Annotated in this window: 23 protein-coding genes, 1 tRNA gene, 1 pseudogene and 1 other annotated feature; of the genes and pseudogenes, 14 read left to right on the plus strand and 11 right to left on the minus strand. The window is 60.9% G+C overall.

Features of this window, described 5'->3' with window-relative positions; all coding sequences use genetic code 11:
• Positions 1–2 precede the first annotated feature (2 nt).
• The 10 genes from AC1RQ5_RS13265 (at position 3) to AC1RQ5_RS13310 (ending at position 11,105) form a co-directional block, all read left to right on the plus strand.
• Complete coding sequence (locus AC1RQ5_RS13265) at positions 3–731, plus strand: phosphatidylserine decarboxylase (RefSeq protein ID WP_493203413.1); 729 nt, start codon at positions 3–5, stop codon at positions 729–731.
• A gap of 80 nt (positions 732–811) precedes the next feature.
• Entirely contained in the window at positions 812–1,663 is an 852-nt protein-coding gene (gene pssA / locus AC1RQ5_RS13270; protein ID WP_398477964.1) for a CDP-diacylglycerol--serine O-phosphatidyltransferase, read from the plus strand.
• Between the two features lie 60 nt (positions 1,664–1,723).
• Positions 1,724–2,440, plus strand: coding sequence for an RraA family protein (locus AC1RQ5_RS13275; protein WP_398477959.1), 717 nt, complete (start codon positions 1,724–1,726; stop codon positions 2,438–2,440).
• A gap of 213 nt (positions 2,441–2,653) precedes the next feature.
• On the plus strand, positions 2,654–3,427 hold the full coding sequence (locus AC1RQ5_RS13280) for a motility protein A (protein ID WP_398477957.1): 774 nt from the start codon (positions 2,654–2,656) through the stop codon (positions 3,425–3,427).
• 29 nt (positions 3,428–3,456) lie between these two features.
• Positions 3,457–4,287: an OmpA/MotB family protein gene (locus AC1RQ5_RS13285; protein ID WP_398477955.1), complete on the plus strand. Its 831-nt coding sequence runs from the start codon at positions 3,457–3,459 to the stop codon at positions 4,285–4,287.
• 153 nt (positions 4,288–4,440) lie between these two features.
• Positions 4,441–6,345, plus strand: coding sequence for a potassium transporter Kup (locus AC1RQ5_RS13290; protein ID WP_398477953.1), 1,905 nt, complete (start codon positions 4,441–4,443; stop codon positions 6,343–6,345).
• Positions 6,346–6,471: 126 nt separating this feature from the next.
• Positions 6,472–8,406 carry a potassium transporter Kup gene (locus tag AC1RQ5_RS13295; protein WP_493199493.1) on the plus strand — a complete coding sequence of 645 codons (1,935 nt, stop codon included), beginning with the start codon at positions 6,472–6,474 and terminating at the stop codon, positions 8,404–8,406.
• Between the two features lie 111 nt (positions 8,407–8,517).
• Positions 8,518–8,838: a rhodanese-like domain-containing protein gene (locus AC1RQ5_RS13300; RefSeq protein ID WP_493199495.1), complete on the plus strand. Its 321-nt coding sequence runs from the start codon at positions 8,518–8,520 to the stop codon at positions 8,836–8,838.
• 7 nt (positions 8,839–8,845) lie between these two features.
• Positions 8,846–10,000 (plus strand): aminotransferase, encoded by a 1,155-nt coding sequence (locus AC1RQ5_RS13305; RefSeq protein ID WP_493199496.1) that lies wholly within the window; start codon positions 8,846–8,848, stop codon positions 9,998–10,000.
• 10 nt (positions 10,001–10,010) lie between these two features.
• Positions 10,011–11,105 (plus strand): polyamine ABC transporter substrate-binding protein, encoded by a 1,095-nt coding sequence (locus AC1RQ5_RS13310; protein WP_493199497.1) that lies wholly within the window; start codon positions 10,011–10,013, stop codon positions 11,103–11,105.
• 128 nt (positions 11,106–11,233) lie between these two features.
• Here AC1RQ5_RS13310 and AC1RQ5_RS13315 read toward each other — a convergent pair whose 3' ends face one another.
• The 6 genes from AC1RQ5_RS13315 to AC1RQ5_RS13340 form a co-directional block, all read right to left on the minus strand.
• Positions 11,234–12,178 carry a lipid A biosynthesis lauroyl acyltransferase gene (locus tag AC1RQ5_RS13315; RefSeq protein ID WP_493199499.1) on the minus strand — a complete coding sequence of 315 codons (945 nt, stop codon included), beginning with the start codon at positions 12,176–12,178 and terminating at the stop codon, positions 11,234–11,236.
• The gene (locus tag AC1RQ5_RS13320; protein WP_493199501.1) at positions 12,178–13,200 is read right to left on the minus strand and encodes a zinc-binding dehydrogenase; all 1,023 of its coding nucleotides are present in this window, start codon (positions 13,198–13,200) and stop codon (positions 12,178–12,180) included. Before AC1RQ5_RS13320 ends, AC1RQ5_RS13315 begins: the two co-directional genes overlap by 1 nt.
• A gap of 85 nt (positions 13,201–13,285) precedes the next feature.
• Complete coding sequence (locus tag AC1RQ5_RS13325; protein WP_493199503.1) at positions 13,286–14,566, minus strand: beta-ketoacyl-ACP synthase; 1,281 nt, start codon at positions 14,564–14,566, stop codon at positions 13,286–13,288.
• A gap of 24 nt (positions 14,567–14,590) precedes the next feature.
• Entirely contained in the window at positions 14,591–15,796 is a 1,206-nt protein-coding gene (locus AC1RQ5_RS13330) for a beta-ketoacyl-ACP synthase (RefSeq protein WP_493199505.1), read from the minus strand.
• A 155-nt stretch (positions 15,797–15,951) separates the two neighbouring features.
• Entirely contained in the window at positions 15,952–16,233 is a 282-nt protein-coding gene (locus AC1RQ5_RS13335; protein ID WP_002711294.1) for an acyl carrier protein, read from the minus strand.
• A gap of 189 nt (positions 16,234–16,422) precedes the next feature.
• Complete coding sequence (locus AC1RQ5_RS13340) at positions 16,423–16,761, minus strand: hypothetical protein (RefSeq protein ID WP_398477972.1); 339 nt, start codon at positions 16,759–16,761, stop codon at positions 16,423–16,425.
• A gap of 173 nt (positions 16,762–16,934) precedes the next feature.
• Here AC1RQ5_RS13340 and AC1RQ5_RS13345 point away from each other — a divergent pair, with 173 nt between their 5' ends.
• Positions 16,935–17,561 carry a ParB-like protein gene (locus AC1RQ5_RS13345; RefSeq protein ID WP_493199506.1) on the plus strand — a complete coding sequence of 209 codons (627 nt, stop codon included), beginning with the start codon at positions 16,935–16,937 and terminating at the stop codon, positions 17,559–17,561.
• Here AC1RQ5_RS13345 and AC1RQ5_RS13350 read toward each other — a convergent pair.
• From AC1RQ5_RS13350 to AC1RQ5_RS13360, 3 genes are all read right to left on the minus strand, one after another.
• A complete protein-coding gene (locus AC1RQ5_RS13350; protein ID WP_493199508.1) occupies positions 17,522–18,031 on the minus strand; it encodes an MgtC/SapB family protein in 510 nt (169 codons plus the stop codon). The genes AC1RQ5_RS13345 and AC1RQ5_RS13350 overlap by 40 nt on opposite strands.
• Before the next feature lie 22 nt (positions 18,032–18,053).
• Positions 18,054–18,629, minus strand: a complete 576-nt coding sequence (locus AC1RQ5_RS13355; RefSeq protein ID WP_493199510.1) for a peroxidase-related enzyme — start codon at positions 18,627–18,629, stop codon at positions 18,054–18,056.
• Positions 18,630–18,699: 70 nt separating this feature from the next.
• Positions 18,700–20,463 carry an ATP-binding protein gene (locus AC1RQ5_RS13360; RefSeq protein WP_398477928.1) on the minus strand — a complete coding sequence of 588 codons (1,764 nt, stop codon included), beginning with the start codon at positions 20,461–20,463 and terminating at the stop codon, positions 18,700–18,702.
• A gap of 397 nt (positions 20,464–20,860) precedes the next feature.
• Between AC1RQ5_RS13360 and AC1RQ5_RS13365 the strand changes: the two genes are divergently transcribed.
• From AC1RQ5_RS13365 to AC1RQ5_RS13375, 3 genes and pseudogenes are all read left to right on the plus strand, one after another.
• A tRNA-Gln gene (locus AC1RQ5_RS13365) sits at positions 20,861–20,934 on the plus strand.
• A gap of 93 nt (positions 20,935–21,027) precedes the next feature.
• A pseudogene (locus AC1RQ5_RS13370) lies at positions 21,028–21,186 on the plus strand (DUF6538 domain-containing protein); the annotation flags it as partial.
• An 18-nt stretch (positions 21,187–21,204) separates the two neighbouring features.
• Positions 21,205–22,869, plus strand: a complete 1,665-nt coding sequence (locus AC1RQ5_RS13375) for a site-specific integrase (RefSeq protein ID WP_493203601.1) — start codon at positions 21,205–21,207, stop codon at positions 22,867–22,869.
• A gap of 62 nt (positions 22,870–22,931) precedes the next feature.
• On the opposite strand, the gene AC1RQ5_RS13380 is transcribed toward AC1RQ5_RS13375, so the two are convergent.
• Together AC1RQ5_RS13380 and AC1RQ5_RS13385 are read right to left on the minus strand one after the other, a co-directional pair.
• Positions 22,932–23,147 carry a cold-shock protein gene (locus AC1RQ5_RS13380; protein ID WP_493199512.1) on the minus strand — a complete coding sequence of 72 codons (216 nt, stop codon included), beginning with the start codon at positions 23,145–23,147 and terminating at the stop codon, positions 22,932–22,934.
• 137 nt (positions 23,148–23,284) lie between these two features.
• Positions 23,285–24,571: a class I SAM-dependent methyltransferase gene (locus AC1RQ5_RS13385; RefSeq protein WP_493199514.1), complete on the minus strand. Its 1,287-nt coding sequence runs from the start codon at positions 24,569–24,571 to the stop codon at positions 23,285–23,287.
• A 132-nt stretch (positions 24,572–24,703) separates the two neighbouring features.
• Positions 24,704–24,760: a sequence feature (sul1 is cis-regulatory element that is thought to sense ions involved in sulfur or methionine metabolism; They are found in Alphaproteobacteria), on the minus strand.
• Positions 24,761–24,861 lie beyond the last annotated feature (101 nt).

Genomic DNA, 24,861 nt, shown 5'->3' on the forward strand with positions numbered 1-24,861 from the left:
AGATTTCGTCCGAACACAGGTTTCAAGCATCCATGTCCATCGCCAATTCCATCCGTGGCCAGATTCCGCCGATCCACAAGGAAGGCTATCCGTTCATCGGCATCTTCGCGCTGGCGAGCCTGGTTTTGTTCTGGATCTGGACGCCGCTGGGCTGGATCGGTACCGGCCTCACTGTCTGGTGCGCGCTGTTTTTCCGCGATCCGGTCCGCGTCACCCCGACCCGTGAAGGCGTCGTCGTATCGCCCGCCGATGGCAAGGTCTCCATGGTGCAGCCGGTGCTGCCGCCGGCCGAACTCGGCCTCGGTGACCAGCCGCTGCTGCGCATTTCGGTGTTCATGAGCGTGTTCAACGTCCATGTGAACCGCAGCCCGGTGGCCGGGCGGATCGAGCGCATTGCCTATCGTCCGGGCAAGTTCATCAATGCCGAGCTGGACAAGGCCAGCGAGGACAATGAGCGCAATTCGCTGGTCATCTCGACCTCCGGTGGCCGGATCGGCGTGGTGCAGATCGCGGGCCTGGTGGCGCGACGGATCGTCTCGTTCGTGCGCGAGGGCCAGACCCTGGAAGCCGGCGAGCGCTTCGGCCTGATCCGCTTCGGGTCCCGTCTCGACATCTATCTGCCGGAAGGCAGCAAGGCGCTGGTCGCGGTCGGGCAGACGGCCATTGCCGGCGAGACCGTGCTGGCGGATTTCCGCATCGGTGACGGCGGTCGCACCTACCGGGTCGATTAACCGCTTTGGCGGGCCTCTCCAGGCCCGCCGGTACCGTCATGGCGGAGCCAACAGGGGTCTGCTAAGGTCGGTTCATGGAAATGCCAGACACGCCCCAGATCCCCGAAGCCCGTCGCCGCCGGTTCCGCACCATCCCGATCCGGATGCTGGTGCCGAATCTCATCACCTTGCTGGCGATCTGCGCCGGCCTGACCGCGATCCGCCTGTCCACCGAAGGCCGGATGGAACTCGCGGTAGCCGCCATCGTGTTTGCCGCGGTGCTGGACGGCGTCGATGGCCGCATCGCGCGGATGATCAAGGGGCAGTCCAAATTCGGTGCCGAGCTGGATAGTCTGGCCGATTTCGTCAATTTTGGCGTCGCGCCCGGGCTGATCCTGTATTTCTGGCAGCTACACGACCTCAACAATGTCGGCTGGATCGCCTCGATGGTGTTCGCCATTGCGGGTTCGCTCCGTCTGGCGCGTTTCAACGCTACGATGGATGATCCGGACAAGCCGGCTTTCGCGGCTAACTTCTTCACCGGCATGCCGGCGCCGCTGGGCGCCATCACGGTGATGCTGCCGGTCTATCTGTCGTTCCTGGACGTGCCGATGCCGCCGGCCGTGATCACCACGGCCTATGTGCTGGTGATTGCCTTCCTGATGGTGTCGCGCCTGCCGGTGTTCTCAGGCAAGGCCGTGAATATGCGGGTGCCGCGCGAGCTGGTGCTGCTGATCTCGGCCTCGGTGGTGCTCTTCGTGGCGCTGCTGATCGGCTATCCCTGGCATATGCTGTCGCTGATCTCGGTCGGCTATCTGGCCAGCCTGCCATTCGGCTGGCGCTCCTATCGCGATCAGGAACGTGCGCTGGCTGCACAGACTGCTGCCGGCGTGCCGGCGACGGCCACGGAGCCGCCGCCATCATCGGACGATCAGCCAACGTCTTTGCCCTGATCGGCCCGCAACGACATCCGGCAACGACCGGAGCAGAAAATCAAAAAGGGAGAAAACACCGTGACCAAGCCCGATACTTTGCTGCCTGCATCCGTGCTCGACGCGCTGCGCCGCTATGACACGCCGACGATCTGCAACGCGCTCGAACTGGTGGCGCCGGAGCGCCGCCTGATCGGTTACACCACGCGGCCGCTGGTCTGTCCGTTCCCCGATCTCCCGCCGATCGTCGGCTATGCGCGGACAGCTACGATCCGCGCCACGGTGGCATCAGGCCTGCCGCCGGCCGAACAGAAGAAGCGTCGGCTGGACTATTACGAATATGTCGGCAGCGGGCCGGGGCCGCAGATCAGCGTGATCCAGGATATCGATGGTCCCGATGCCGGCTACGGCGCATTCTGGGGCGAAGTGAACAGCGCGATCCACAAGGCGCTGGGCTGCCTTGGCGTCATCACCGACGGCTCGATCCGCGACATCCCGCAATGGGCCGAGGGCTTCCAGGCGCTCGCCGGTTCGCTCGGCCCGTCGCATGCGCATGTCCACGTCACCGACTTCGGCCATGAGGTGCGTGTCGCCGGGATGACGGTGGCCTCCGGCGATCTCATCCACGCCGACAGCCATGGCGCGGTGGTGATCCCGCCGGATGTGGCGGCGAAACTGCCGGAAGCGGCCGAGCTTTGTGCACGCCGCGAGGAGCCGATCCTGGCCGTCGCCCGCGACCCCGCGTTCTCGCTGGCCAAGCTGCGCGATGCGATGGCCAAGGCGTCGGAAATTCACTGACGAGCACTGATATCGACAAGCAAAATGCGGAGGCGGCAACGTCTCCGCATTTTTCGTTCCGAAGCCGATTTGTCGCGTTAATTACTGGTTAATGCGCGGTGAACGGTAACCCGTCCTTAATCGCAGTATCGTTTAGTGGCCCCGTGCGCTGCATTGTGAGCGTACCGCCGTCCAGGACGGGCGTTGATCGATACGCGTTGCGTCGGAGTTGTCATGGATATCACAACACTCATTGGCTTCGTCTGTGGCATTGCGGTGCTGGTGACCCTGATCCTGATGGGTGGCAATTTCGGGATGTTTTACGACGTCCACGCCGTCATCATCATTTTCGGCGGTTCGTTCGCGGCCACGCTGATCCGCTTCCCGCTATCCTCGATTCTTCACGGCCTGCCGCTCGGCGCCAAATTCGCGTTCACGCTGAGCCGTTTGAACGCCCGCGACCTCGTCGACGAACTCGCCCGCATCGCCGAGATCGCGCGCAAGCAGGGGCCCGTCGGTCTTGAAAAGGTCGAGACCAACGATGCGTTCCTCGCCAAGGGCATCCGCTTCGTGGCCGACGGCTATGATCTCGAATTCATCCGCGACAATCTTGAGCGCGATCGCGACAACTTCCTCATGCATCTCGACGAGGGCTCGAAGATCTATCGCGCCATCGGCGATTGCGCTCCGGCTTTCGGCATGATCGGCACGCTGCTCGGCATGGTGCAGATGTTCTCGAACATGTCGGATCCTTCGAAGCTCGGCCCGTTCATGGCCGTCGCACTGCTGGCAACGCTGTATGGCGCTGTCGTCGGTAACCTCGTCTGTCTGCCGATCGCCGACAAGCTGCACGTCAAGGTGCTGGACGAAGAAACCAACCGCACGCTCATCATCGACGGCATCCTGATGATCCGTGACTCGAAGAGCCCGGCACTGGTCCGCGAGATGTTGCTGGCCTATCTGCCCGAGAAACATCGCCACGAAGAAGGTGAGCCGGTCCCGGCCTGATAGCCCAGGGATCTGCGGAGTAGCGGCAGATGGCAAAGAAAAAGCGCGGCGAGGCACATGGCGGTCACGGCTGGTTCGTGACCTTCGCCGACCTCATGGCGCTGCTGCTCAGCTATTTCGTGATGCTCGTGGCATTCTCCAGCCCGGACGGTGCCAAGCTGAAGATCGTCGCCGGCTCGGTGCGCGAAGCCTTCGGCGTGCAGACCGATGCGCGCTATTCCGGCATCATCGAATCCGATGGCCTGCCGACCCGCGGCATGACCAAGAACAAGGATCACGTCTCGCCGCAGGATGCGTCCAACGTGACGAGCCCTGACGAGAAGTCGGCGACCGCGCGGCCGTCGGGCGCCAAGCTGAAGATGGACCGCGAATTCGCATTGGCGTCCGCATCTTTGCGGCAGGCGCTGCAGGACATGCCGGAGATCACCGAGATCTCGAAGAACATCATGTTCGAGGAAACCAAGCAGGGCCTCAATCTCGAAATCATCGATCAGAATGGCCGCTCGATGTTCGCGGAAGGCTCTAAGGTGCCTTATGAGCGCACCCGACAGCTTCTGCAGAAGCTCGCTGCTCCCCTGAAAGCAACGCCGCTCCGCGTCGCGATCGTCGGTCACACGGCCGCGGGCTTCGTGCCGTCACGCAACGACTATGATGCCTTCGACCTGTCGAGTGATCGCGCGAATGTCGTCCGGCAGATCCTCGAACGAGAGGGGCTGCCATCGTCGCATATCTTCTCGGTCTCGGGGAAGGCCGATGCCCAGCCGTTGTTCCCCGACGACCCGACCATGGCCGCCAATCGCCGCGTGACGATCACGCTGATGCGAGAAGACCCGCCATTGCCGCCAAACCTCAAGCCGTGACGTAGTCAATTTCTTTTTTTACTGCTCCACGCCCATTTTACCGGGGGGAGGGAGAGGCATCTGGTCGTGGGATCGGCTAGGCTGCCGGTTGACTGGCATGAGCCGGCGCGCCATAGCGGGCGCCCGCATTGTCCTTAGGCGTCAAGAAGCAGCATGGCTGTCACGGAAACAACAGGCGAGGGGACGACTGAAGCTCCGGTGGCTCATGCCGGGTTCTGGTCCCTTATGGTCGGCAGCATCGGTGTCGTGTTTGGCGACATCGGAACCTCGCCGCTCTATGCATTTCGCGAAGCCGTCCACGGCGCCACCCATGGCGGCCCGCCGACGCCGGTGATCGTGCTCGGCGTGTTGTCGCTGATCCTGTGGGCGCTGTTCATCGTCGTCACACTCAAATACGTGCTGTTCCTGCTGCGCGCCGACAACAATGGCGAGGGCGGAACGCTGTCGTTGATGGCACTCGGCCAGCGCGCGCTTGGTCGCCAGAGCTGGGTGCTGCTCGCACTCGGCGTCCTCGGCGCCTCGATGTTCATCGGCGATTCCATGATCACACCGGCGATCTCGGTGCTGTCCGCGGTCGAAGGCCTCAAGTTGAAGGCGCCGGCGCTGGAGCATTACGTGGTGCCGATCACGATCGCCATTCTCGTTTTGCTGTTTTCGGTGCAGCGCATCGGTACCGGCAAAGTCGCATCGGCCTTTGGTCCCGTGATGATCACCTGGTTCACGGTGCTGGCGCTGATGGGGGCGTCGCATATCTCCGACGATCCGACGGTGCTCTATGCGATCAATCCATATTACGCCGTGCAGTTCATGCTGAGTCACGGCACCATTGGTCTGGTGACGCTTGGTGCGGTGTTCCTTGCCGTGACCGGTGGTGAAGCGCTTTACGCGGATCTCGGCCATTTCGGCCGCAGGCCGATCCAGTATGGATGGTTCTTCTTCGTCCTGCCGGCGCTGATGATCAATTATTTCGGGCAGGGGGCTTTGGTCCTTTCAAACCCCGCTTCCATTGAAAATCCATTCTATCTGATGGCGCCGGAATCGATGCTGGTTCCGCTGATCGTGCTGGCAACCGCCGCCACCGTGATTGCCAGCCAGGCCGTCATCACCGGCGCTTACTCGCTGGTGCGTCAGGCGGTGCAGCTCGGCCTGCTGCCGCGTTTCGAAGTTCGCTTCACCTCAGAGACGCATGCGGGCCAGATCTACCTGCCGCGCGTCAATCGCCTGCTGTTGATCGGCGTCGTGTTGCTTGTGCTGCTGTTCAAGTCGTCCAGCGGTCTGGCGTCGGCCTATGGCATCGCCGTCTCCACCACCATGGTGGTCGATGGCATCATGGGTTTTGTGGTGATCTGGAAGCTGTGGAACTGGAAGGCAGCGACCGCTTTTGCGATCATCGCGCCGCTGGTTTTTGTCGATCTCACCTTCCTCAGCGCCAATCTGCTCAAGCTGTTCGAAGGCGGCTGGGTGCCGTTGCTGTTCGGTCTGCTGATGGCCGGCATGATCTGGACCTGGCGCCGGGGCGCTGCGATCCTCGTTTTGAAGACGCGCCGCACTGAAGTGCCGCTGCGCGATCTCATCAAGAGCCTGGAAAAGCGTCCGCCACATATCGTCAAGGGGACCGCGGTATTCCTCACCAGCGATCCCGAATTCGTGCCCACGGCGCTGCTGCACAATCTCAAGCACAACAAGGTGCTGCACGAGCACAATGTCGTCCTGACCATCGAGACCGCACAGACTCCGAAGGTTGATCCATCCGAACGCGTGCGGATGGAAAATATCAGCGACAAGTTCTCGATGGTGAGGCTGCGATTCGGTTTCATGGAGCAGCCGAACGTGCCGAAAGCTCTCGTCATCGCGCGAAAACTCGGTTGGCAGTTCGACATCATGGCGACGTCGTTCTTCGTGTCGCGGCGCTCGTTGAAGCCATCCGCGCAATCGGGCATGCCGCTGTGGCAGGACCACATCTTCATCGCGCTCAGCCGCTCGGCCAATGATGCCACCGATTATTTCCAGATTCCCACCGGCCGCGTGGTGGAAGTCGGTACTCAGGTGACGATCTGACGCCTAATCCTTTGTCATTTCCGGTTCCCCGATTTGCGCTAAGATGGCTGCGACCATCGGAGCCGGGAACGGCCTCGCTGCCCCGCTGTTCACACCAGTCCCGCGCATGCGCCTGAGGCCAATTCCATGACAAGCGATAATCTCACCCCCGCCGAGGCGCCGGCGGATACGACCCATGCGGAGAAAGGCTCTGGCCACACCACGGCCACGCTCGGTTCCCTGATCGTCGGCAGCATCGGTGTCGTCTATGGCGATATCGGCACCAGCCCGCTCTACGCGTTCCGCGAGGCGCTGGTGGCAGCCGGCGGCCACAAGGCGCCCGGCGTCGGCCATGCGGAGATACTCGGCGTGCTGTCACTGATCGTGTGGGCGCTCATCATCGTCGTGACGATCAAATATGTTGTCATCCTGCTGCGTGCCGACAACAACGGCGAGGGCGGCACGCTGGCCTTGATGGCGCTGGCGCAGCGGGCCGTTGGCTCGAGAGGCAATGTGGTCGTCATGCTCGGCATCATCGGTGCTGCGCTGTTCTATGGCGATGCGGTGATCACGCCTGCGGTTTCCGTGCTATCCGCGATCGAAGGCACCAAGCTCGTCACCAAGGCCTTTGAGCCTTATGTGGTACCGATCACGATCTTGCTTCTGGTGGCGATCTTTGCCGTGCAGTCGCATGGCACGACCAAGGTTGCGAATTTCTTTGGCCCGATCATGTGCCTGTGGTTCTTCGTGATCGCGGTCGCCGCCGTGCCGCAGATCGTCCTGCATCCCGGTGTGCTGGCTGCCTTCAATCCCACCCACGCCGTCTATTTCATGTTCCATCACGGGATCATCGCCTTCGTGACACTGGGCGCGGTGTTCCTCGCCGTGACAGGCGCCGAAGCGCTCTATGCGGACCTCGGTCATTTCGGCAAACGGCCGATCCAGCTTGCGTGGCTGTTCCTTGTGCTGCCGTCGCTCGCGATCAACTATTTCGGGCAGGCAGCGCTGGTGATGCGTGATCCCACCGCACTGGAAAATCCGTTCTATCTGATGTTTCCCGACTGGGCGCTGATCCCGATGGTGGCGCTCGCTGCGGCTGCGACTGTTATCGCCAGCCAGGCCGTGATCACCGGGGCCTATTCGCTGACCCGGCAGGCGATCCAGCTCGGCCTCCTGCCGCGTTTCGAAATCCGCCACACCTCGGAGAGCCATTCCGGCCAGATCTACATCCCGCGCGTCAACACGCTGCTGCTGATTGCCGTGATCGTGCTGGTGCTGATGTTCAAGTCGTCGAGCTCGCTGGCTTCCGCCTATGGCATCTCGGTGACCGGCACGATGGTGGTCACGTCCTTGATGGCCTTCGTGCTGATCTGGAAAGGCTGGAAGTGGTCGCCGATCCTCGCTGGCGCCCTGATCATTCCGTTCCTGCTGATCGATCTCACCTTCCTGACCGCCAACCTGCTGAAGGTGTTCGATGGCGGCTGGGTGCCGCTGGTGGCGGGCGGTGTCATCGTGCTCATGATGTATACGTGGCGGCGCGGCAGCCGGCTGCTGTTCGAGAAGTCGCGCAAACTGGAATTTCCGCTCGCGGATCTCGTCGCCATGCTGGAGAAGCGGCCACCGCAGCGCGTGGCGGGGACGGCCGTGTTTCTCACCAGCGATCCGCAGAGCGCGCCGACGGCGCTCATGCATAGTCTGAAACACTACAAGGTGCTGCACGAGAAGAATGTCATTCTCACCATCGAGACGGCACCGACGCCGAAGGTCGATATTTCCGAGCGCGTGCGCATGGAAGAGATCAGCGCCACCTTCGCCAAGGTGACGCTGCGCTTCGGCTTCATGGAATCGCCGAATGTGCCGAAGGCGCTGGCGATTGCGCGCAAGACCGGCTGGCAGTTCGACATCATGTCGACCTCGTTCTTCCTGTCCCGCCGGGCGCTGAAGCCCGCCGCGCATTCCGGCATGCCGCGCTGGCAGGATCATCTGTTCATCGGCCTCAGCCGCACCGCCAACGACGCCACCGATTACTTCCAGATCCCGACCGGCAGGGTGGTCGAGGTCGGCACGCAGGTGACGATTTAACAGCCTCACAGCGCTTGATTTTCGCGGCGTGAAGCGCGACTTTGGCCCCCGAAAACAGGGGTCGATCCGGCCCCTTCTGATTTGCTCCGGACGCCGGGGCGCAGGAGGTTTGTGGTGGCAGAAGTTCAGGATTTGACTCCGGAGGAGGTCGCGCAGGGCATCACGGACGGCAAGTATCTGCTCGTCGATGTGCGCGAGCCCACCGAGGTCGAAGTCGAGGCCTATCCGGATTCCGTGGTGGTGCCGCTATCGACCTTCGATCCCGCCGAGATCCCCGATCCCGCCGGCAAGGAAGTCGTGTTTGCATGTCGCTCGGGCAAGCGCTCGGTGACGGCGTCGCTCGCTGCGCAGGCCGCAGGTCTTGCCTACGACAAGCACCTGGCCGGTGGCATGCTCGGCTGGAAGGCTGCGGGCCTGCCGACGAAAGCCTGATCGCTCGATGAACAAGATCTTCTCTGAGCTGCCCGTCACCGTGTTCGAGGCGATGTCGCAGCTTTCGCGCGACAACAACGCCATCAATCTCGGACAGGGGTTTCCCGATCATCCCGGTCCTGACGATATTCGTCAGGCCGCGGCTGACGCGGTCATCAACGGGTACAATCAGTATCCGTCGATGATGGGCATCCCGGAGCTGCGCCAGGCCATCGCCACGCACTATCAGCACTGGCACAAGCTCACGCTCGATCCGATGACCGAAGTGATGGTGACCTCGGGCGGCACGGAAGCGCTGACGTCATCGATCATGTCGGTGGTGCAGCCCGGCGATGAAGTGGTGGTGTTTCAGCCGGCCTATGACTCCTATCTGCCGATCATCCGCCAATGTGGTGGTATTCCGCGTCTGGTCAGCCTGAAGCCACCGCATTGGCGCCTGACGGATGAGGACCTGCGCGCTGTCTTCAACAGCAAGACCCGCGCGGTGCTGTTCAATTCGCCGCTCAATCCGGCCGCCGTCGTCTATCCACGCGAGGATCTGGAGCTGCTGGCAAAGTTCTGTCAGGAGTTCGACACCATCGCGATCTGCGACGAGGTGTGGGAGCATGTGACCTTCGACGGCCACGAGCACATCCCGCTGATCACGATTCCCGGCATGCGCGATCGCACCATCAAGGTCGGCTCGGCCGGAAAAATCTTCTCGCTCACCGGCTGGAAGATCGGCTTCGTCTGTGCGGCGCCGCATCTGCTGCGCGTCTGCGCCAAGGTGCATCAGTTCCTGACCTTCACCACCGCACCGAACCTGCAGGTGGCGGTGGCTTATGGCCTCGGCAAGTCGGATGAATACTTCAAATCCATGCGCGCTGATCTCGCACGCAGCCGCGATCGTCTGGCGGCGGGACTTGAGCGGATCGGCTTTCCGGTCATCAAGTCGCAGGGCACATATTTCCTGACAGTCGATCTTGCGCCGCTCGGGCTCAACGAAACCGACGAGGAATTCTGCCGCCGTATCGTCACCGAATACAAGGTGGCGGGCATTCCGGTCTCGGCGTTCTACGAGCAGGACAAGGTGACATCGGTGGTGCGGTTCTGCTTCGCCAAGAACGACGCGACGCTGGATGCCGCACTGGAGCGCCTGTCGGACGCGGTGCATCGACGCTAGGAGAGGGACCATGCGCGGAATGGGACTGGCATTGGCGGCTGCGGCTGCGCTCGTGTTGGCCTCGTCCGCGCAGGCGCAGCAGCGCGTGGTCAACTTCTACAACTGGTCAAACTACATGGCGCCGGGAGTCCTCGAGGACTTCACGAAAGAGACCGGCATCAAGGTTGTTTACGACACGTTCGACGCCAACGAGACGCTGGAGACGCGGCTACTTGCCGGCAAGTCCGGCTATGACGTGGTGGTGCCGACAGCCTATTTCCTGCAGCGCCAGATCAAGGCCAAGGTGTTTCAGCCGCTCGACAAGAGCAAGCTGCCGAACCTTGCCAATGCGTGGCCGGAAGTCACGAAGCGCCTCGCGACCTACGATCCCGACAATCTGCATGCCGCGAACTACATGTGGGGCACCACGGGCATCGGCTACAACGTCAAGCAGGTCGCAAAAATCCTCGGGCCCGATGCGAAGATCGATAGCTGGGACACCGTCTTCAAGCCGGAGATCCTCGCAAAGTTCAAGGATTGCGGCGTCCACATGCTGGACAGCGCCGACGACGTCCTGCCGGCGGCGCTGAACTATCTCGGTCTCGACCCGAATTCGACGAAGGCTGCCGATCTGGAGAAGGCAGCGGACATACTCGCCAAGATCAGGCCGAATATCCGCAAATTCCATTCATCCGAATACCTGAATGGTCTCGCCACCGGCGAGATCTGCCTCGTGGTCGGCTGGTCTGGAGACATCATCCAGGCCCGTGCGCGTGCGGCTGAAGCGAAGAACGGCGTCGAGATCGGCTATGCGATCCCGAAAGAGGGCGCACAGATGTTCTTCGATAATTTCGCCATACCAGCAGATGCGAAGAACGTCGCTGAGGCCTATGAGCTGATCAACTATCTGTACCGGCCGGACGTGGCTGCGAAGAATTCCGATTTCCTTGGTTATGCCAACGGCAATCTGCCCAGCCAGAAACTGATCGATGCGAAGATCATTGGCGACAAGACGATCTATCCGGATGACGCGATGCTGGCGAAGCTGTTCATCATCACAGCGCGCGATCCGCAGACCCAGCGGGTGATCAACCGCTTGTGGACCAAGGTGAAGACGGGGAAGTAACTCCCTGTCGTCCCCGCGCAGGCGGGGACCCATAACCACCATCAATGAAATTGAAACGCTGTCGCTACGGTCAAGCATCAGCCTCAAGCTGCGAGGCTATGGGTCCCCGCCTGCGCGGGGACGACAGGCTACGACAGCGGTCGCCACCGGCGATGCAGCCACAGCCACTGATCCGGATATTCCCGAATCCAGCCTTCCAGCACCGACGTCACCGCCTGCATGGTGCCGGCGATATCCACCTTGCCGTCCGCTGTGCGCACCGGCTTCACTTCCTCGGATAGTTCGATCCGGAAACGATGGTTCGGCAGCCGGATCACGCGCACGCCGTGGATCGGGCAATCGACCTGCCGCAGCAGGCGCGGCAGCATCGGGTTGGCGCGCGTCTTGCGGCCGAAGAAATCCACCTCTGCGCCCTTGGTGAACCACTGGTCCACCAGCATCGCCACATGCTTGCCCTCGTCGAGCGCGTGCGCCAGCTTCACCGGCGCGTCGTGGCTGGCGGCGATCAGATTGCCCATGCTCACCGCACGGATGCTCTTGATGGCGCGGTCGGCCGCGGCAATATTTGGCGGTCGATACAGCACCGCCGTCTCCAGCCCATGCGCCACAGCGGCGAGGGCAGGGATCTCCCAATTGCCGAGATGGCTCGCGAAGATTAGCGCGGGTTTGCCATCATCGCGGAGTGCATCGAAGATCTCACCGGTGCGCTTGGAGAATTCCACATTGCTTGGCTTGCCGGGATTGGTGACGTCGTAATCCCAGATACGATCAAGATGCGCGAATTCCGCGCCCATCCGCCCCATATTGTCCCACACGCCGGTGACGATGCGGTCGATCTCTTCCGGTGACTTCTCGGGAAACGCAGCGGCAAGATTCGCGCGTGCGATCTTGTCCTCGCGCAGCAGCGGTCCGATACGGCGGGTGATCTTGCCGAACAGGTTGGCGGTCTTGACCGGATCGAAATAGCGCGTGGTGCGCAGTAGTCCGATGGTCAGCGCGCCGACGGCAGCTTCGCCTGCGGGCTTCAGGGCGTCGCGGATGCGCGCTTTGGTGCGAAGCAGCAGGCGGAGCATCAGAAGTGGACGATGATCTTGCCGAACACCTGGCGCGTCTCCATCCGCTTCAGCGCGGTGGCGACATCGTCGAACGGCACTTCAGTATCGATCACGGGCAGCATGCCGTCGGCCATCTTGTCGAGGCTCTCGGCGATATTGCGCATCGAGGCGCCGAACGAGCCGAAGATGCGATATTGCTGCTGGAACAGCTGCATCAGATTGATGGTCGTTGACGGCCCCGAGGTCGAGCCGCAGGTGACCAGGCGGCCGCCGCGCTTCATGACGAGCAGCGAGCCGTTGAACGTGTCGGCACCGACATGCTCGAACACGACATCGACGCCCTTCTTCTTCGTGATTTTCCGCGTCTCGCCCTCGAAGCGATCCTTGCGATAGTTGATCACGTAATCGGCGCCGAGCTTCTTCACGCCTTCGAACTTGCTGTCGTCGCCCACGGTGGTGATGACGGTGCAACCGATCTTCTTTGCCATCATGATGGCGACGGTGCCGATGCCAGAGCCGCCGGCATGGACGAGGATCGTCTCGCCCGGCTGCAGTTTTGCGTTATCGAACAGCATGTGCTGCACGGTGGAGAAAGCGATCGGTGCGCAGGCGATGTCGCGGAAGCTGAGGCTGTCGGGCGCAGGGATCACGAGGCGGGCCGGCATGTTCATCAGCTCGCGGGCGAAACCGTCGATGTGGAAGCCATAGAGGCCGCCGACATTCTCGCAGAAATTGTCACGGCCTTCGGTGCAGGCCTTGCAGTGGCCGCAGGTCAGCGCGCCATACATCGCGACCTTCTGGCCCGGCTTGAAATTGGTCACGCCTTCGCCGACGGCTGCGATCTCGCCCGACGCTTCGGCACCGATGGTGATCGGCAGCTTGCGCTTGGCGAATGCCATGCCGCGATAGCCCCAGACGTCGATGTGGTTGAGGCCGACCGCCTTGACGCGGATCTGCACTTCGCCGGCTGCGGGCGGCGGGGGCGGGGGAACGTCGGCGGTAACGAGCTCGCGTTCAGCAGCAAGATTGAGCGCACGCATATGCCGCGTCTCCGGGTCTAAGGTGTTGATTTCTGATGGATTGCGTATCGCCGGTTCACGCTGGCGCGTCAACCGGCGAGCGCAGCTATACCGGCTCGCCGGTGAGGATCAGCGAGGCATTTTGGCCGCCGAATCCGAAGGAATTCGACATCACGGCGGTGACGCGGGCGTCGCGGGCGGTGTTGGGAACCACGTCGAACGGAATCGCGGGATCCGGAACATCGTAATTGATGGTCGGCGGGATGCGCTGGTGTTCCAGGGTCAGCAGCGAGAACACTGCCTCGACGGCACCTGCGGCGGACAGCGTGTGGCCCACCATCGACTTGTTCGACGACACCGGAACGGTCTTGGCGAGCTCACCGAACACGGTGGAGATGCCGAGATACTCCATCTTGTCGTTTTCCGGCGTGCCGGTGCCGTGGGCGTTGATATAATCGATCTGGTCCACGGTCATGCCGGCATCGATCAGGCCATTATTGACGCAGCCGATGATCGGCTTGCCATCCGGGCTGGAGCGGGTGCGGTGGAAGCTGTCTGCGAGTTCGCCGCAGCCCGCTACGATGCCAAGAATCTTGGCGCCGCGCGCCTTGGCCGATTCCAGGCTTTCCAGCACCAGCGCGCCGGCGCCTTCGGCCATCACAAAGCCTTCGCGGTTCTTGGCGAAGGGGCGGGAAGCCTTTGAGGGGGTCTCGTTGTTTGTCGAGAGCGCCGAGAGCAGCGAGAAGCGGATCAGCGCTTCCGGATTGACCGAGCCGTCGGTGCCGACGCAGAGCGCCGCATCGGCCTCGCCGCGGCGGATGGCCTCGACGCCGAGCTGGATCGCGGTCGCGCCCGATGCGCAGGCGGTCGAGAGCGAGATCGGTGAGCCCTTGGTGCCGAATGTATCGGCCAGGCTATCGGCCACCGAGCCGAACAGGAAGCGGCGGTGATACTCGGTGAAGCCGCCGGAGCCTGCAGTACGCAGCAGCGTGTCGTAACTGATATCGGTATTGGCGCCGGCGGCCTTGGCGAGCGCCTGGCGCTGCGGCCATTCCACCTCGACCGGTGCGACAGCCAGAAACAGCGGGCCGGGGAAGTCGCCTTTGGTGCCGATGCCGGCTTGCGCAATGGCTTCTTCCGCCACCAGCTCGCCGAGCTTCTCGCCAAGATCGGTGGAGGAGAACGGATCGACATTCAGGAAATCGACCGTGCCGGCCATCGTCGTCTTCATGCCGTCGATGGGGAAGCGCGTGATGGTGCGGATGCCGGATTCACCAGCGGTCAGCTTCTTCCAGTTGTCGTCTTTGCCAGCGCCGAGCGACGTCGCGACGCCCATGCCGGTGACGACGACGATCGGTCGGCCGAATTTATCGCGGGTTGCTGACATATCTTCTCCGTCGCCCAAACAGGCCTAGATGGCTTCGACCAGCGCCATGCCTTCGCCGCGCCAATGGCCGGTTCCGATCACGACAATCTGGGAGGGCGCCTTCGACATTTCAATCTCGGTGCCGGTGGAATCGTTGGGCGCATAGAGCGCGCCGCGCGACAGCGACAATGCAGCAAGGCCGATGCCGAGCGGAAACTGCGTCTCGACCGCATGGCCGAACGAGGATCCGGTCGCGCGCACCGGCACATCCGCGTGCTTCTTGAGAAAGCTCAATTCTTCTGACGTCGCGGGCTCTGCGCCGGTCGCACCGGTGATGATCGCGGTGTTTTGTTCGCCGGCGCCGACATTGGTCCAGAGCTTGTCGAGCGACGCGGTGACTTCGCCGCCATCCTTGCGACGCGCACGATCGGCGACCACGGTCTTCAGCCGTGCAAACGGTTTTGCCCCGCGCGCTTCCGCATGGGCCTTCGACTCGATGACGAGAAACGCGCCGCCGGAACCGAGTGCAAAGCCGCTCTTGTCCTTGCGATCCCACACTGACGAATATTTTTCGCGCAGGTTGAAGTTGTCGAATTCGTACAGCAGCAGCATGTCCTTGCGCTCGCCATTATGGCCGGCGCCGACAAGGGCGATGTCGCTCTGGCCATCGGCGATCCGCGCCAGCGCGATGCGCACGGCGTCCACGCCGGCGGCTTCCTCGCCCATGAAGGTGCGGGACGAGCCGGTCACGCCATGCACGATGGCGATATTGCCGGCGAGCAGGTTGGAGAGCTGCGCGAGAAAGAGAGTCGGGCGAAGATCGTTGAGCAATTTCTCGTTCAGATAGCCGGGCGTCGCGTCGCCGTGCGCTTCCGAATTGAGGATGCTGGAATCGACCGTGAGATCGCGCTCGCCGCCACCGGCTGCGACGATCATGTCCATCTTCGACAGGATGTCCTTGTTGCCCTTGACGCCCGCGGAATCCAGCGCGAGGCCGGCGGCATAGGTGCCGATGCGCTGCCAGGCTTCCATCTGGCGCTGATCGCCCTTTTTAGGGATCTGGGTGTCGTAACTCACGGGCAGAAGCGGGTGCACCACATAGGGCGCAAATGCCGTCTCATCGACATTGACGCGCTTCTGGTTCAGCGCATCCCAATGGGCATCGGGGCCTTCGCCGAGCGACGACACGATGCCGATGCCGGTGATCCAGGCTTCGACGGGCTCGGATGCGATGGGACGGGTTTCAGCCATGGGGCGGTACCTTAGAGGAGGCCTGGGACGGAGCCCCAAGGCAGGAAGCGCGGGCGCTTCACCATGGTGTCCATATGCCTGCACCGACCTTTTTGAAAGATCGGTGCGGGTTTGAACGCAATCATCGACACGTGAGGAGCGTTACGCACCCGGTCTTACGCACCCTTGGCGGCAACCAGCTCGTCGATGCGGGCGCTGAGGTTCTTCAGCACGAAATACTGCTCGGTGGTCGCCTTGCCGTCATTGACTTCCTGGGTCCACTTTTCCAGCGGCAGCTTGATCCCGAATGCCTTGTCGATCGCGAAAGCGATGTCGAGGAAGTCGAGGCTGTCGATGCCCAGATCGTCGATGGCGTGGCTTTCCGGCGTGATCGTGTCGCGCGGGATGTCGCAGGTTTCCGCGATGATGGTAGCGACCTGATCGAATGTGGAGGACATTACTAAGCCTTTGATATCTCGAATTTAATTTTCATTCTGCGCGCGCAAAGGCCAGGCTTCGCACCGGCAAGGGACCGGTCCGCCGCAGGGAGTCGATTGCCCGTATAACGGAGCGGGCGCGCCAGTTCAATGCAGTTGAGCAGGCGCTCACCAGCGCCCTGTGGGCGGTGGTGACGTTCTGGAAGGGGGTCAGGAGTGCGGGGTGGCGATCCGGGCGCAGTCGCGCCGGCCCATCAAGACGCAATCCTGGGTCTTGCGGAGGTCGGCAATGGTGACGGCCAGCCAGATACCGGCACCGACCAGCAGGGCCGTGAACGCGAAAGCGGCGGCATTCGCCATCATGCGATGGCGGAAGTCGTCGGGCTCGGCATTTTGCTGATAGCGCGACAGATCACCCGCCGGCTTGAGCGGCGTTCCGGAAGCGGGGACCGTTGGATGGTCATTGGGCAATGTAGCCGATGTGCGTGGCACGAAACGGAGCACGCGGTGCTCGTCGTCGTCCCGGATGATCGGCTGCTGGGTTTTCATCATCGGTCGTCTGCGAAATGGGTGCCTCAGGCTAACACGACGATTCCATGCCTGACTCGGCGAAAGTCGCATAACCGCAATGTCGTGATGTCACGCGATGACGTGGAACTGATCGCTGTATGCGCGAACGGCGTGTCATAGTCGCTGCGGCAAATGCATCCACGGAGCCTGATATGTCGAATATCCGCGAACCGATCCTGCAGCCGGTGCCGATCCTGTCGCTGCGCCCGACGCAGATGACGGTGGGCATGCGCGAGGTGAAGGAAAAGCGGAAGCGCTGGCGCGAGCACAAGTCGAAGCGCAAACAGGCGGAACTGCTCGGCAAACACATGATCCCCGTGGTGCTCGGACCAGACCAGAAACATTACGTGGTCGATCATCATCATCTCGCGCGTGCGCTGCACGATGAAGGGGTGAAGGATGTGCTGGTCACCGTGATCGCCGATCTGACGATGGTCGATCAGAAAGCGTTCTGGAGCGTGCTGGATCATCGCCGCTGGGCCTATCCCTATGACGGCAAAGGCGAGCGGCGGCAGTTCAAGGACATTCCGAAATCCATCACCGGATTGAAGGACGATCCTTATCGCAGTCTGGCCGGCGAAATCCGGCGCGCCGGTGGCTATGCCAAGGACATCACGCCGTTCAGCGAGTTCCTGTGGGCCGATCTGTTCAGGCGTCGGCTGGCCCGGAAGGATGTCGAGAATGATTTTGCGTCAGCCGTCGAAAGGGCATTGGCAATCGCCAAGAGCAAGGACGCGATCTATCTGCCGGGCTGGTGCGGCCTGGCATCGGATGGCTGAGATATCGCGTCGGTCTGCGCGGCCGGAGTGTCCTTGCCGCCGAATGCGCGATGCAGCAGACGTTCGACCTTGCCGCCCAGCAGTAGCACCGCAAAGGTGATGGCCAGCGAGACAGTGACCAGCCGCCAGTGCCCGGCGCCGCACATGATGCCAATACAGGCGGTGAGCCACACGCAGGCTGCACTGGTGAGGCCGCGGATGCGGAAATGCCGTTCGGCGTGGAAAATCACGCCCGCGCCGAGAAAGCCGATCCCGGTGACGATGCCTTGCACGATACGGCTGCCGGCGTCGGTGAAGCCGCCCTGGTGCAGCGGATCGGCAAGCGTGGTCAGCATGGCGGTCGCGAGGCTCACCAGAGCGAGGGTACGCACGCCCACTGGCTTGCCATGCAGGTCGCGATTGAGTCCGACGGCGCCGCCGGCAAGGGCGGCGATGCCAAGACGCAAAATGATCTCCGACCAGTCGAGCACGATGGCTTCCCCTTCGCGGCTGTTACTTCGGCAGCCGTCCCATCATGTAGAATTCGTCATTCGGCTTCATGCTGGTGACATTCGCCATACGGTTCGACAGCGCGAAGAAAGCCGAGACCGCTGTGATGTCCCAGATGTCGTCATCGGTGAAGCCGTGGCTGGCGACTTCGGCGAAATCGGCTTCCGAAATCGTTTCAGCCGAACGGCTGACCTTCATGGCGAAGTCCAGCATCGCGCGCTGGCGCGGCGTGATGTCCGCCTTGCGGTAGTTGACCGCGATCTGATCGGCGATGGTCGGGTTCTTCGCGCGGATACGCAAGATCGCGCCATGAGCGATGACGCAGTAATGGCATTGATTGGCAGCCGATGTGGCGACGACGATCATCTCGCGCTCGGCCTTGGTGAGACCCGAGTCCTTCTCCATCAGCGCGTCGTGATAGGCGAAGAAGGCGCGGAATTCGTCAGGGCGCGATGCGAGTGAGAGAAACACGTTCGGCACGAAGCCGGATTTCTCCTGCACGGCCAGAATGCGCGTGCGGATATCGTCCGGCAGCGTATCGATGGCGGGAGCGGGGAAACGTGTCGCGGGCTTGGTCATCGCATCATCCCTTGAAGCGGATTGTTTCAAGGAACCATAGGCGATGATGCTGCCAGCGCAAGGCCGCTGCTTATCGCAGCGGCTTCTTCAGCAGCGAGAAGCGATCGGGATCGAGGCCGAGCGATGGCTGGAGCATCGGTGCGTCCATCATGCGTGGCTGTGGCGGCGCGATCGGGCGTTCGACGAAGCCGGGATCGTTCGGCACATCGCGGCTCGAAGTGGCGCCGCGCCAGCGTTCCAGCACCGCACTGACGAAGTTCATGTCGTGACCGGCAGCGACCGATGGCACCGTCGAAATTGCAGCTTCCGAGCGCGGCAGTTGATGCGGTGGTACTTCCTTGAAGCGCAGGCGCGTCGGCAGCGCGACACCTTCGCCGAAAGCGAGCACTTCGCGGGTGCCGAGCGAAGGCACGAAAGACAGCAGGTTGGCAGCCGCATCCGACACCGCCGAGCGCAGCAGCGCCTGATCGCGATCATTGGCGAGGCGCATGGCGAACAGCGTGTTGCACTGAGAGATAATGGTGGCGTCGAGCTCCGCCGGACGCTGCGTCACGAGGCCGAGATAGACGCCGTATTTGCGGCCTTCCTTGGCGATACGCGATACCGCCTTGCGGGTCGGGCCGAAGCCGATATTGCGATCGGCGGCGGCATAGCGATGCGCTTCCTCACAGACGAACAATAGCGGCGAGGCACCGTCGCTCCACAGGCCGAAATCGAACGCCATGCGGCACAGCACGGAGACCACGCTATCGACGACTTCCGCCGGAAAGCCGGCAAGCTGCATGATGGTCATCGGCTTGCCATTGGCGGGCAGGCGGAACAGATGGCTGATGACTTCGGCCATGGTGTCGCCGCCGACATTGGCATTGTCGAACATGAAGGCGTAGCGCGGATCGTTCTTCACAGCGTCGATGCGCGACAGCAGCTTGTGATACTGGATGCGCGACGAGCGGTTTTCCAGCTTGCCCATGCGTTCGTCGATCAGCGAGATCATGTCGACGAGCCGATAGGGGACCGGTGTGTCCACGGTGTAGCCGATGGTCTTCGGATCGATGCGCTTCAGGCCGATGCGATCGGAATTCTGATATTGGGTGTAGAGGCCCTTGGCGATCGGGATCACTTCCGCGAGGATTTCCAGCTCTTCGGGCACACCGGGGCGTCCAGCGAACAGGACGTCGACGATTTCCTCGAAATTGAACAGCCAGAATGGCAATTTCAGGTTGCGCGGATTCAGCACCAGCGCCTTGTCGCCGAAGCAGCGGCCATATTCGTTATGCACGTCGAGCAGGAACACGCGCAGGTTCGGGCGCACCAGCAGGATTTCGTTGAGCAACAGCGATACGCCCGACGACTTGCCGACGCCGGTGGAGCCGAGCACGGCAAAATGCTTGCTCAGCATTTCCTCGACATCGACATAGGCGGTGACCGAGCGGTCCTGCTGCAGCATGCCGACATTGATCTGGTCGGCACCCGACGGCGCATAGACTGTGCGCAGGTCGGTGTTGCTGATCAGTTCGACGGTGTCGCCGATGGTCGGATAGTCGGTGACACCGCGCTGGAATTTCGGGCGCTCGGGTGTGCCGGTGATCTCGCCCAGCAAATCCACCGAGGCGCTGGCGACATGGACATCGGAGGCTTGCAGGTTTTCCGAGGAAACCTCCGTGATCATGGCGATGATGGTGGAGTTCACGCAGCGGATGCTGACGAACCGGCCGACGGTGCCACGCATCTCTGACGGGGTCATCGGGTTGACGGCGAGGACGCCGACGCGCGCGAGCGATCCGCGCACCGAAATGATGCGCCCGAACGACGCTGCCATGGTCAAGTTATTCATTTTTGAATTCGCGTTCTCAGCCCGATTTTGCCAGTCACTATGCGGGGAAGGGGCTGGAGAAACTGTTAAAGCGGAGCGTGCGGTTTGAGCGGGTGCCATCGCGCTCATGCTGCCAGGTGGAACATTATGCACTGAGAGCGCCAAAATTCGGTTGCGCATTACCGGCAGCGCGCTCCGCATTTGCTCGGCTTTAGGTCGGATTTAACCAAACGAACCTGTTGGCGGTGGTTACGTCCGTCGGTTGCCGGCTGACGAGACGAGCGGGCATCTCGTTGATATCTGCCGGAGGCCCTTGCGCTTTATAAGCGGGACGGGCTAGAAGGCGCTCCGTCGAGATGCGATCTCGACCAACCGATTCCAGACCGTGGCTTCCAGCCCCTCGATCGTCTGAATCCGTTGGGGAATGGTGTAACGGTAGCACAACAGACTCTGACTCTGTTTGTCTAGGTTCGAATCCTAGTTCCCCAGCCAAACTCGAAATTCCCGTTTAAGATCAAAGACTCAGAGCTCGCAGTTTTTCCAAAGTCCGCGGTGGTCCACAACAATGGTCCACACGAGGGTCGAATGGCGTTTGGTCGGTACCTGCGGCGGCGGGGTTCTACATGGTTTTTTCGCTTCAGATGGCCCGCGGCGCTTGCCGCCTGCCATATCTCGGGTGAGCTTAACGTGAGCCTGAAAACCCGTGACTACCGGTGCGCCCTGCACCGAGCCCGCGTTCTTAGGCTGGGCCTGGAGGGCCTCATGACCCGGTTTACCCCGTCCAAGACGAAAAGCGAGGCGGAGGGACTGGTGCGGCAATGGATTGACGCCGCCCTCTGGCGTCAGGAAGCCTGCTTAGCGGAAACTGATGGGTTTGCTTTCCTAGAGCCGGACGAGATCGAAAACATGGGTCTGCAGGACGCCGTCGAGCTCGATGGGCTGATGCGCTTTGGCGAACGCATGTTTGCCGGCGAGCAGAAGGCGAAAATCGCACGCGCGCTCGGTCCTGGCGCCCCTGGTTTCGACGAATTCGAAGGAATCGTGAACGCTGTCGGCGGCGCCATAGGCGTGCCTGTTGATCGCGAAACCGCAGATGGGCGTTTCTTTGCCCGAATGATCCTGCGCGGCCACGCAACTCTGCTCGGCGAAATGCGGGAGACCATCGCCGGCATCCCCAAACAAGTGCAAGGCTCGGTCGAAAAACCAATCCTGCCGACTTTTCCGTTCTTCACGTATTGGGACGAATTCGTCGCTACTAAAAAAAGTGACCGCAAATGGAAGCGAGATACCGCTGGGGGCGCGGAAGCCTCGCCGCGGCTTTTCAAAGCACTCATCGGCGATCTGCCATTTCCACAGATTGATGGCAGCGTTGTCGGCCACTTCCGGCTCGAATATTTAAAGCTTCCCTTCGATCACTTCCACGGCAAGCAGTGGAATAAGTTGACGACCAAACAAGTGCTCGCGGCAGTACAGAAACTCGACGATGTAGCCAAAGCAAAACTTCGGCTGACCAGCACCACGACCGCTAACAAGCACGTCATCAATTTTATTGAGTATTGGGATTACCTGGCGCTGCATGCGAAAATCCCGCGCGGTCTGGACAATCCATTCCGCGGCCACTTCACAGCAAAGCCGCGCGGGCGCGCCGCACGTGACGAGCACCCGATGTGGCCGACGGAGCTTGATAAGCCGTTTTTCACTTCGCATGTCTACGCCGGCTGCAAATCGATTTTCCGACGAGGCTTGCCGGGTGATGAAATCCATCGCGATGCTCTGTTCTGGATTCCCCTCTTCGGCCGCACCATGGGCGTTCGCGAGGATGAAATTTGCGGGCGCTTGGTCGGCGACGTCGAGTGGGTCGATACCGAAATTGGGCGCGTGCCCTATTTGAAAATTCGCAACAGCAAGACGAGTTCTTCAAGTCGAGATGTCCCCCTGCATGAATTGATTCTGCAGTTGGGTTTTCTTGAACATCGCTACTACGGACGCTCGCCGGATGAACCGCTGTTCCCTGAGTTGATTGCTCAGGGCGTCGAACCGCGGCGCAGCGGAGCGTTCAGCGGCCGATTTACCGAATACCGGAAAAAGACAAAGACTTATCGGCCGGGGGTCGATTTTCGTTCCTACCGCGGGGCCGTGGAAACCGCGCTTCGCAATTTTTCAGATGTGAACGCGGGCTGGGTCGACGAACTCATTGGCCACGACTCTCCCATTCGTCGAAGCGAAGGGGCCCGCTACACCAAATCAATTTTCATGGCTAACCTTAAACGAACCATCGATAAAATCACAATCGATGCCGATCTGTCAAAGCTCTACTTCACAGGCCAGTATGGCGTATGTTCACCCGGTAGTGCTGACGAAATAGGACGCTATACCGCCCTTGCAGAGCGCGAGATGAGTAAGAAGGCGCCTCGTCGTCGTAGCTAATTGCTCACAAACCGGGAACTCATTATCCATCGACGACGGCCACAGGCATCAAGTAATTTAGCCTACTCGTCGGGGAGGAGGAAAAGGTTGCCGGCCTTGGTCCTCCCGTCGCCCCCGACTACCAAATCAAACGACCATCGCTGGTGCTTGCGGATTTCGTCGTAGCCGGCCGCAACTACAGCTTCAATGTGCAGAAAAACCTTCGGTTGCTTGTCGTCGCGAGAGATGAATCCGTACTGTCCATTATGGGAAATATATTTGACCGTACCCGTCGGCATTATCTCTCCTCAAATGTTCTGAAGTCACAAACATCCGACGCTCAGCCTGTGGTTGCGAGAGCAATCTGATTTTCACCGGCGAACCCAAACTGCCAGTCAAGTTCTACAGCTCGGCTTAAAGTTTACGTTTGGACAGATTAGTGTTTGTTCATGCTGGCGAAAGAGGAGCATCTAAGGCGATCATTGTCGGTGATGTAGTCTCTGGTCAAAGGCACGGCATCTACGCGCTTGGCGAGCTGGATCTGAAAATTCATGTGCCCTTGATGGCGGAACGCGCTCTCACTAGCCGCGAGATAAAAGTCCCACATTCGGCAAAATCGCTCATCATAGAGCCTCGCTACTTCAGCGCGGTTCGCATTATAGCGAACCGTCCAATCTCGAAGTGTGTTCGCGTAGTGGAGCCGCAGGATCTCGATATCCGTAATCCAGAGACCCGCTCGTTCTATCGCCGGCAGCACCTCAGATAGCGCGGGTATGTAGCCGCCAGGAAAGATATATTTGTTTATCCAAGGATTGGTTATATCCGGCCCGTCCTTACGGCCTATAGAATGAATTACGGCGATGCCGTCACTGGTGAGAAGGTCAGCGATTTTGCGAAAGAAAACGTCGTAGTTCGGCACACCAACGTGCTCAAACATTCCAACTGATATTATGCGATGGAAGGTTCCTTTGACGTCGCGATAGTCGATGAGTTTGAATCGCGCCCGAGAATTCGGCGTTCTCTGGTTGGCTATCTTCAGTTGCTCTGATGAGAGCGTAACACCCAGGACCGAAACATTTGCGGTCTTCGAAATCTCTAGCGCCATGCCGCCCCAACCGCATCCGATATCCAGCACGCGCTGATCGGGCTTAACCAGAAGTTTGCTGATAAGGTGGCGTTTCTTCGCTACCTGCGCCTCTTCAAGCGTAATACTTGGCTCTCTGTAGTAGGCGCAGCTGTATTGCATATCAGGATCGAGAAACAGACGATACAAGTCTGACGAGAGGTCGTAGTGGTGCTCAACGTTCTTACGGGCGCGAAGACGAGAGTTAATCTGTTGAGCGCGGCGCTGTAACCTCAGCGCAATATTGCTCATGTTCGATTGAGTTAATGCGAGCACATCCTTGTTACCGAAAAGAAGGGCTAGAAGTTCTGCGAGAGTACCGCGGTTAAGGACCAGTGTGCCCTCCACGTACGCTTCCCCGACCGCTAATTCGGGATTAGTGGCGATCTTCCTCGCGGCGGAAGCCGTCAATCCAATGATGATCTCAGGGCCGGTGCCGTCACCAAAATATCGAAGCTTGCCCGACGCGCTGTCCAAGAAAGCTAGGTTGCCTGTGATCAAAATTCGCCGAAGCAGGGCCGATAGAGCGCGGCCTGGGTGAACATAATTGACTTTTATGATTGTTCGGTGGCTATCGAGTTGAGTCGCGTAAGATGTCATGGATATATAACCTCAACTTGGCGCATTCGTGTCGCGCAGCATGAACCGCGCGGCCTTATGTCGTGATCAGATTGATCGAGACAACCGTCCGTGCGGCGACCATACGGCCTGCAGGCACTAACGGGGTTGTCGGGTTATCCCGGGGTTGGGCGCCGGGCCAAGCCACCTGGCAGATGAGCCAAGTCCAGTGGGTACCTAAAATTATACTTCAACTACACTGCTCGCAAGATCTAGTTGCCAAGAACAATTGGGCTCAATGTGTATTTGGTGATCGTTCTGCCAACAAAATA

It is taken from the genome of Tardiphaga sp. GW821-FHT12E02 (assembly GCF_058807155.1).

Excerpts from the sequence above, each read along its gene's own strand:
- AC1RQ5_RS13285 (WP_398477955.1), top strand. The coding sequence starts at position 3,457 with ATGGCAAAGAAAAAGCGCGGCGAGGCACATGGCGGTCACGGCTGGTTC.
- AC1RQ5_RS13295 (WP_493199493.1), top strand. The coding sequence starts at position 6,472 with ATGACAAGCGATAATCTCACCCCCGCCGAGGCGCCGGCGGATACGACC.
- AC1RQ5_RS13330 (WP_493199505.1), bottom strand. The coding sequence starts at position 15,796 with ATGGCTGAAACCCGTCCCATCGCATCCGAGCCCGTCGAAGCCTGGATC.
- AC1RQ5_RS13345 (WP_493199506.1), top strand. The coding sequence starts at position 16,935 with ATGTCGAATATCCGCGAACCGATCCTGCAGCCGGTGCCGATCCTGTCG.
- AC1RQ5_RS13325 (WP_493199503.1), bottom strand. The coding sequence starts at position 14,566 with ATGTCAGCAACCCGCGATAAATTCGGCCGACCGATCGTCGTCGTCACC.
- AC1RQ5_RS13385 (WP_493199514.1), bottom strand. The coding sequence starts at position 24,571 with ATGACATCTTACGCGACTCAACTCGATAGCCACCGAACAATCATAAAA.
- AC1RQ5_RS13310 (WP_493199497.1), top strand. The coding sequence starts at position 10,011 with ATGCGCGGAATGGGACTGGCATTGGCGGCTGCGGCTGCGCTCGTGTTG.
- pssA (WP_398477964.1), top strand. The coding sequence starts at position 812 with ATGCCAGACACGCCCCAGATCCCCGAAGCCCGTCGCCGCCGGTTCCGC.
- AC1RQ5_RS13315 (WP_493199499.1), bottom strand. The coding sequence starts at position 12,178 with ATGCTCCGCCTGCTGCTTCGCACCAAAGCGCGCATCCGCGACGCCCTG.
- AC1RQ5_RS13305 (WP_493199496.1), top strand. The coding sequence starts at position 8,846 with ATGAACAAGATCTTCTCTGAGCTGCCCGTCACCGTGTTCGAGGCGATG.
- AC1RQ5_RS13375 (WP_493203601.1), top strand. The coding sequence starts at position 21,205 with ATGACCCGGTTTACCCCGTCCAAGACGAAAAGCGAGGCGGAGGGACTG.
- AC1RQ5_RS13280 (WP_398477957.1), top strand. The coding sequence starts at position 2,654 with ATGGATATCACAACACTCATTGGCTTCGTCTGTGGCATTGCGGTGCTG.
- AC1RQ5_RS13320 (WP_493199501.1), bottom strand. The coding sequence starts at position 13,200 with ATGCGTGCGCTCAATCTTGCTGCTGAACGCGAGCTCGTTACCGCCGAC.
- AC1RQ5_RS13380 (WP_493199512.1), bottom strand. The coding sequence starts at position 23,147 with ATGCCGACGGGTACGGTCAAATATATTTCCCATAATGGACAGTACGGA.
- AC1RQ5_RS13290 (WP_398477953.1), top strand. The coding sequence starts at position 4,441 with ATGGCTGTCACGGAAACAACAGGCGAGGGGACGACTGAAGCTCCGGTG.
- AC1RQ5_RS13335 (WP_002711294.1), bottom strand. The coding sequence starts at position 16,233 with ATGTCCTCCACATTCGATCAGGTCGCTACCATCATCGCGGAAACCTGC.
- AC1RQ5_RS13355 (WP_493199510.1), bottom strand. The coding sequence starts at position 18,629 with ATGACCAAGCCCGCGACACGTTTCCCCGCTCCCGCCATCGATACGCTG.
- AC1RQ5_RS13360 (WP_398477928.1), bottom strand. The coding sequence starts at position 20,463 with ATGAATAACTTGACCATGGCAGCGTCGTTCGGGCGCATCATTTCGGTG.
- AC1RQ5_RS13340 (WP_398477972.1), bottom strand. The coding sequence starts at position 16,761 with ATGAAAACCCAGCAGCCGATCATCCGGGACGACGACGAGCACCGCGTG.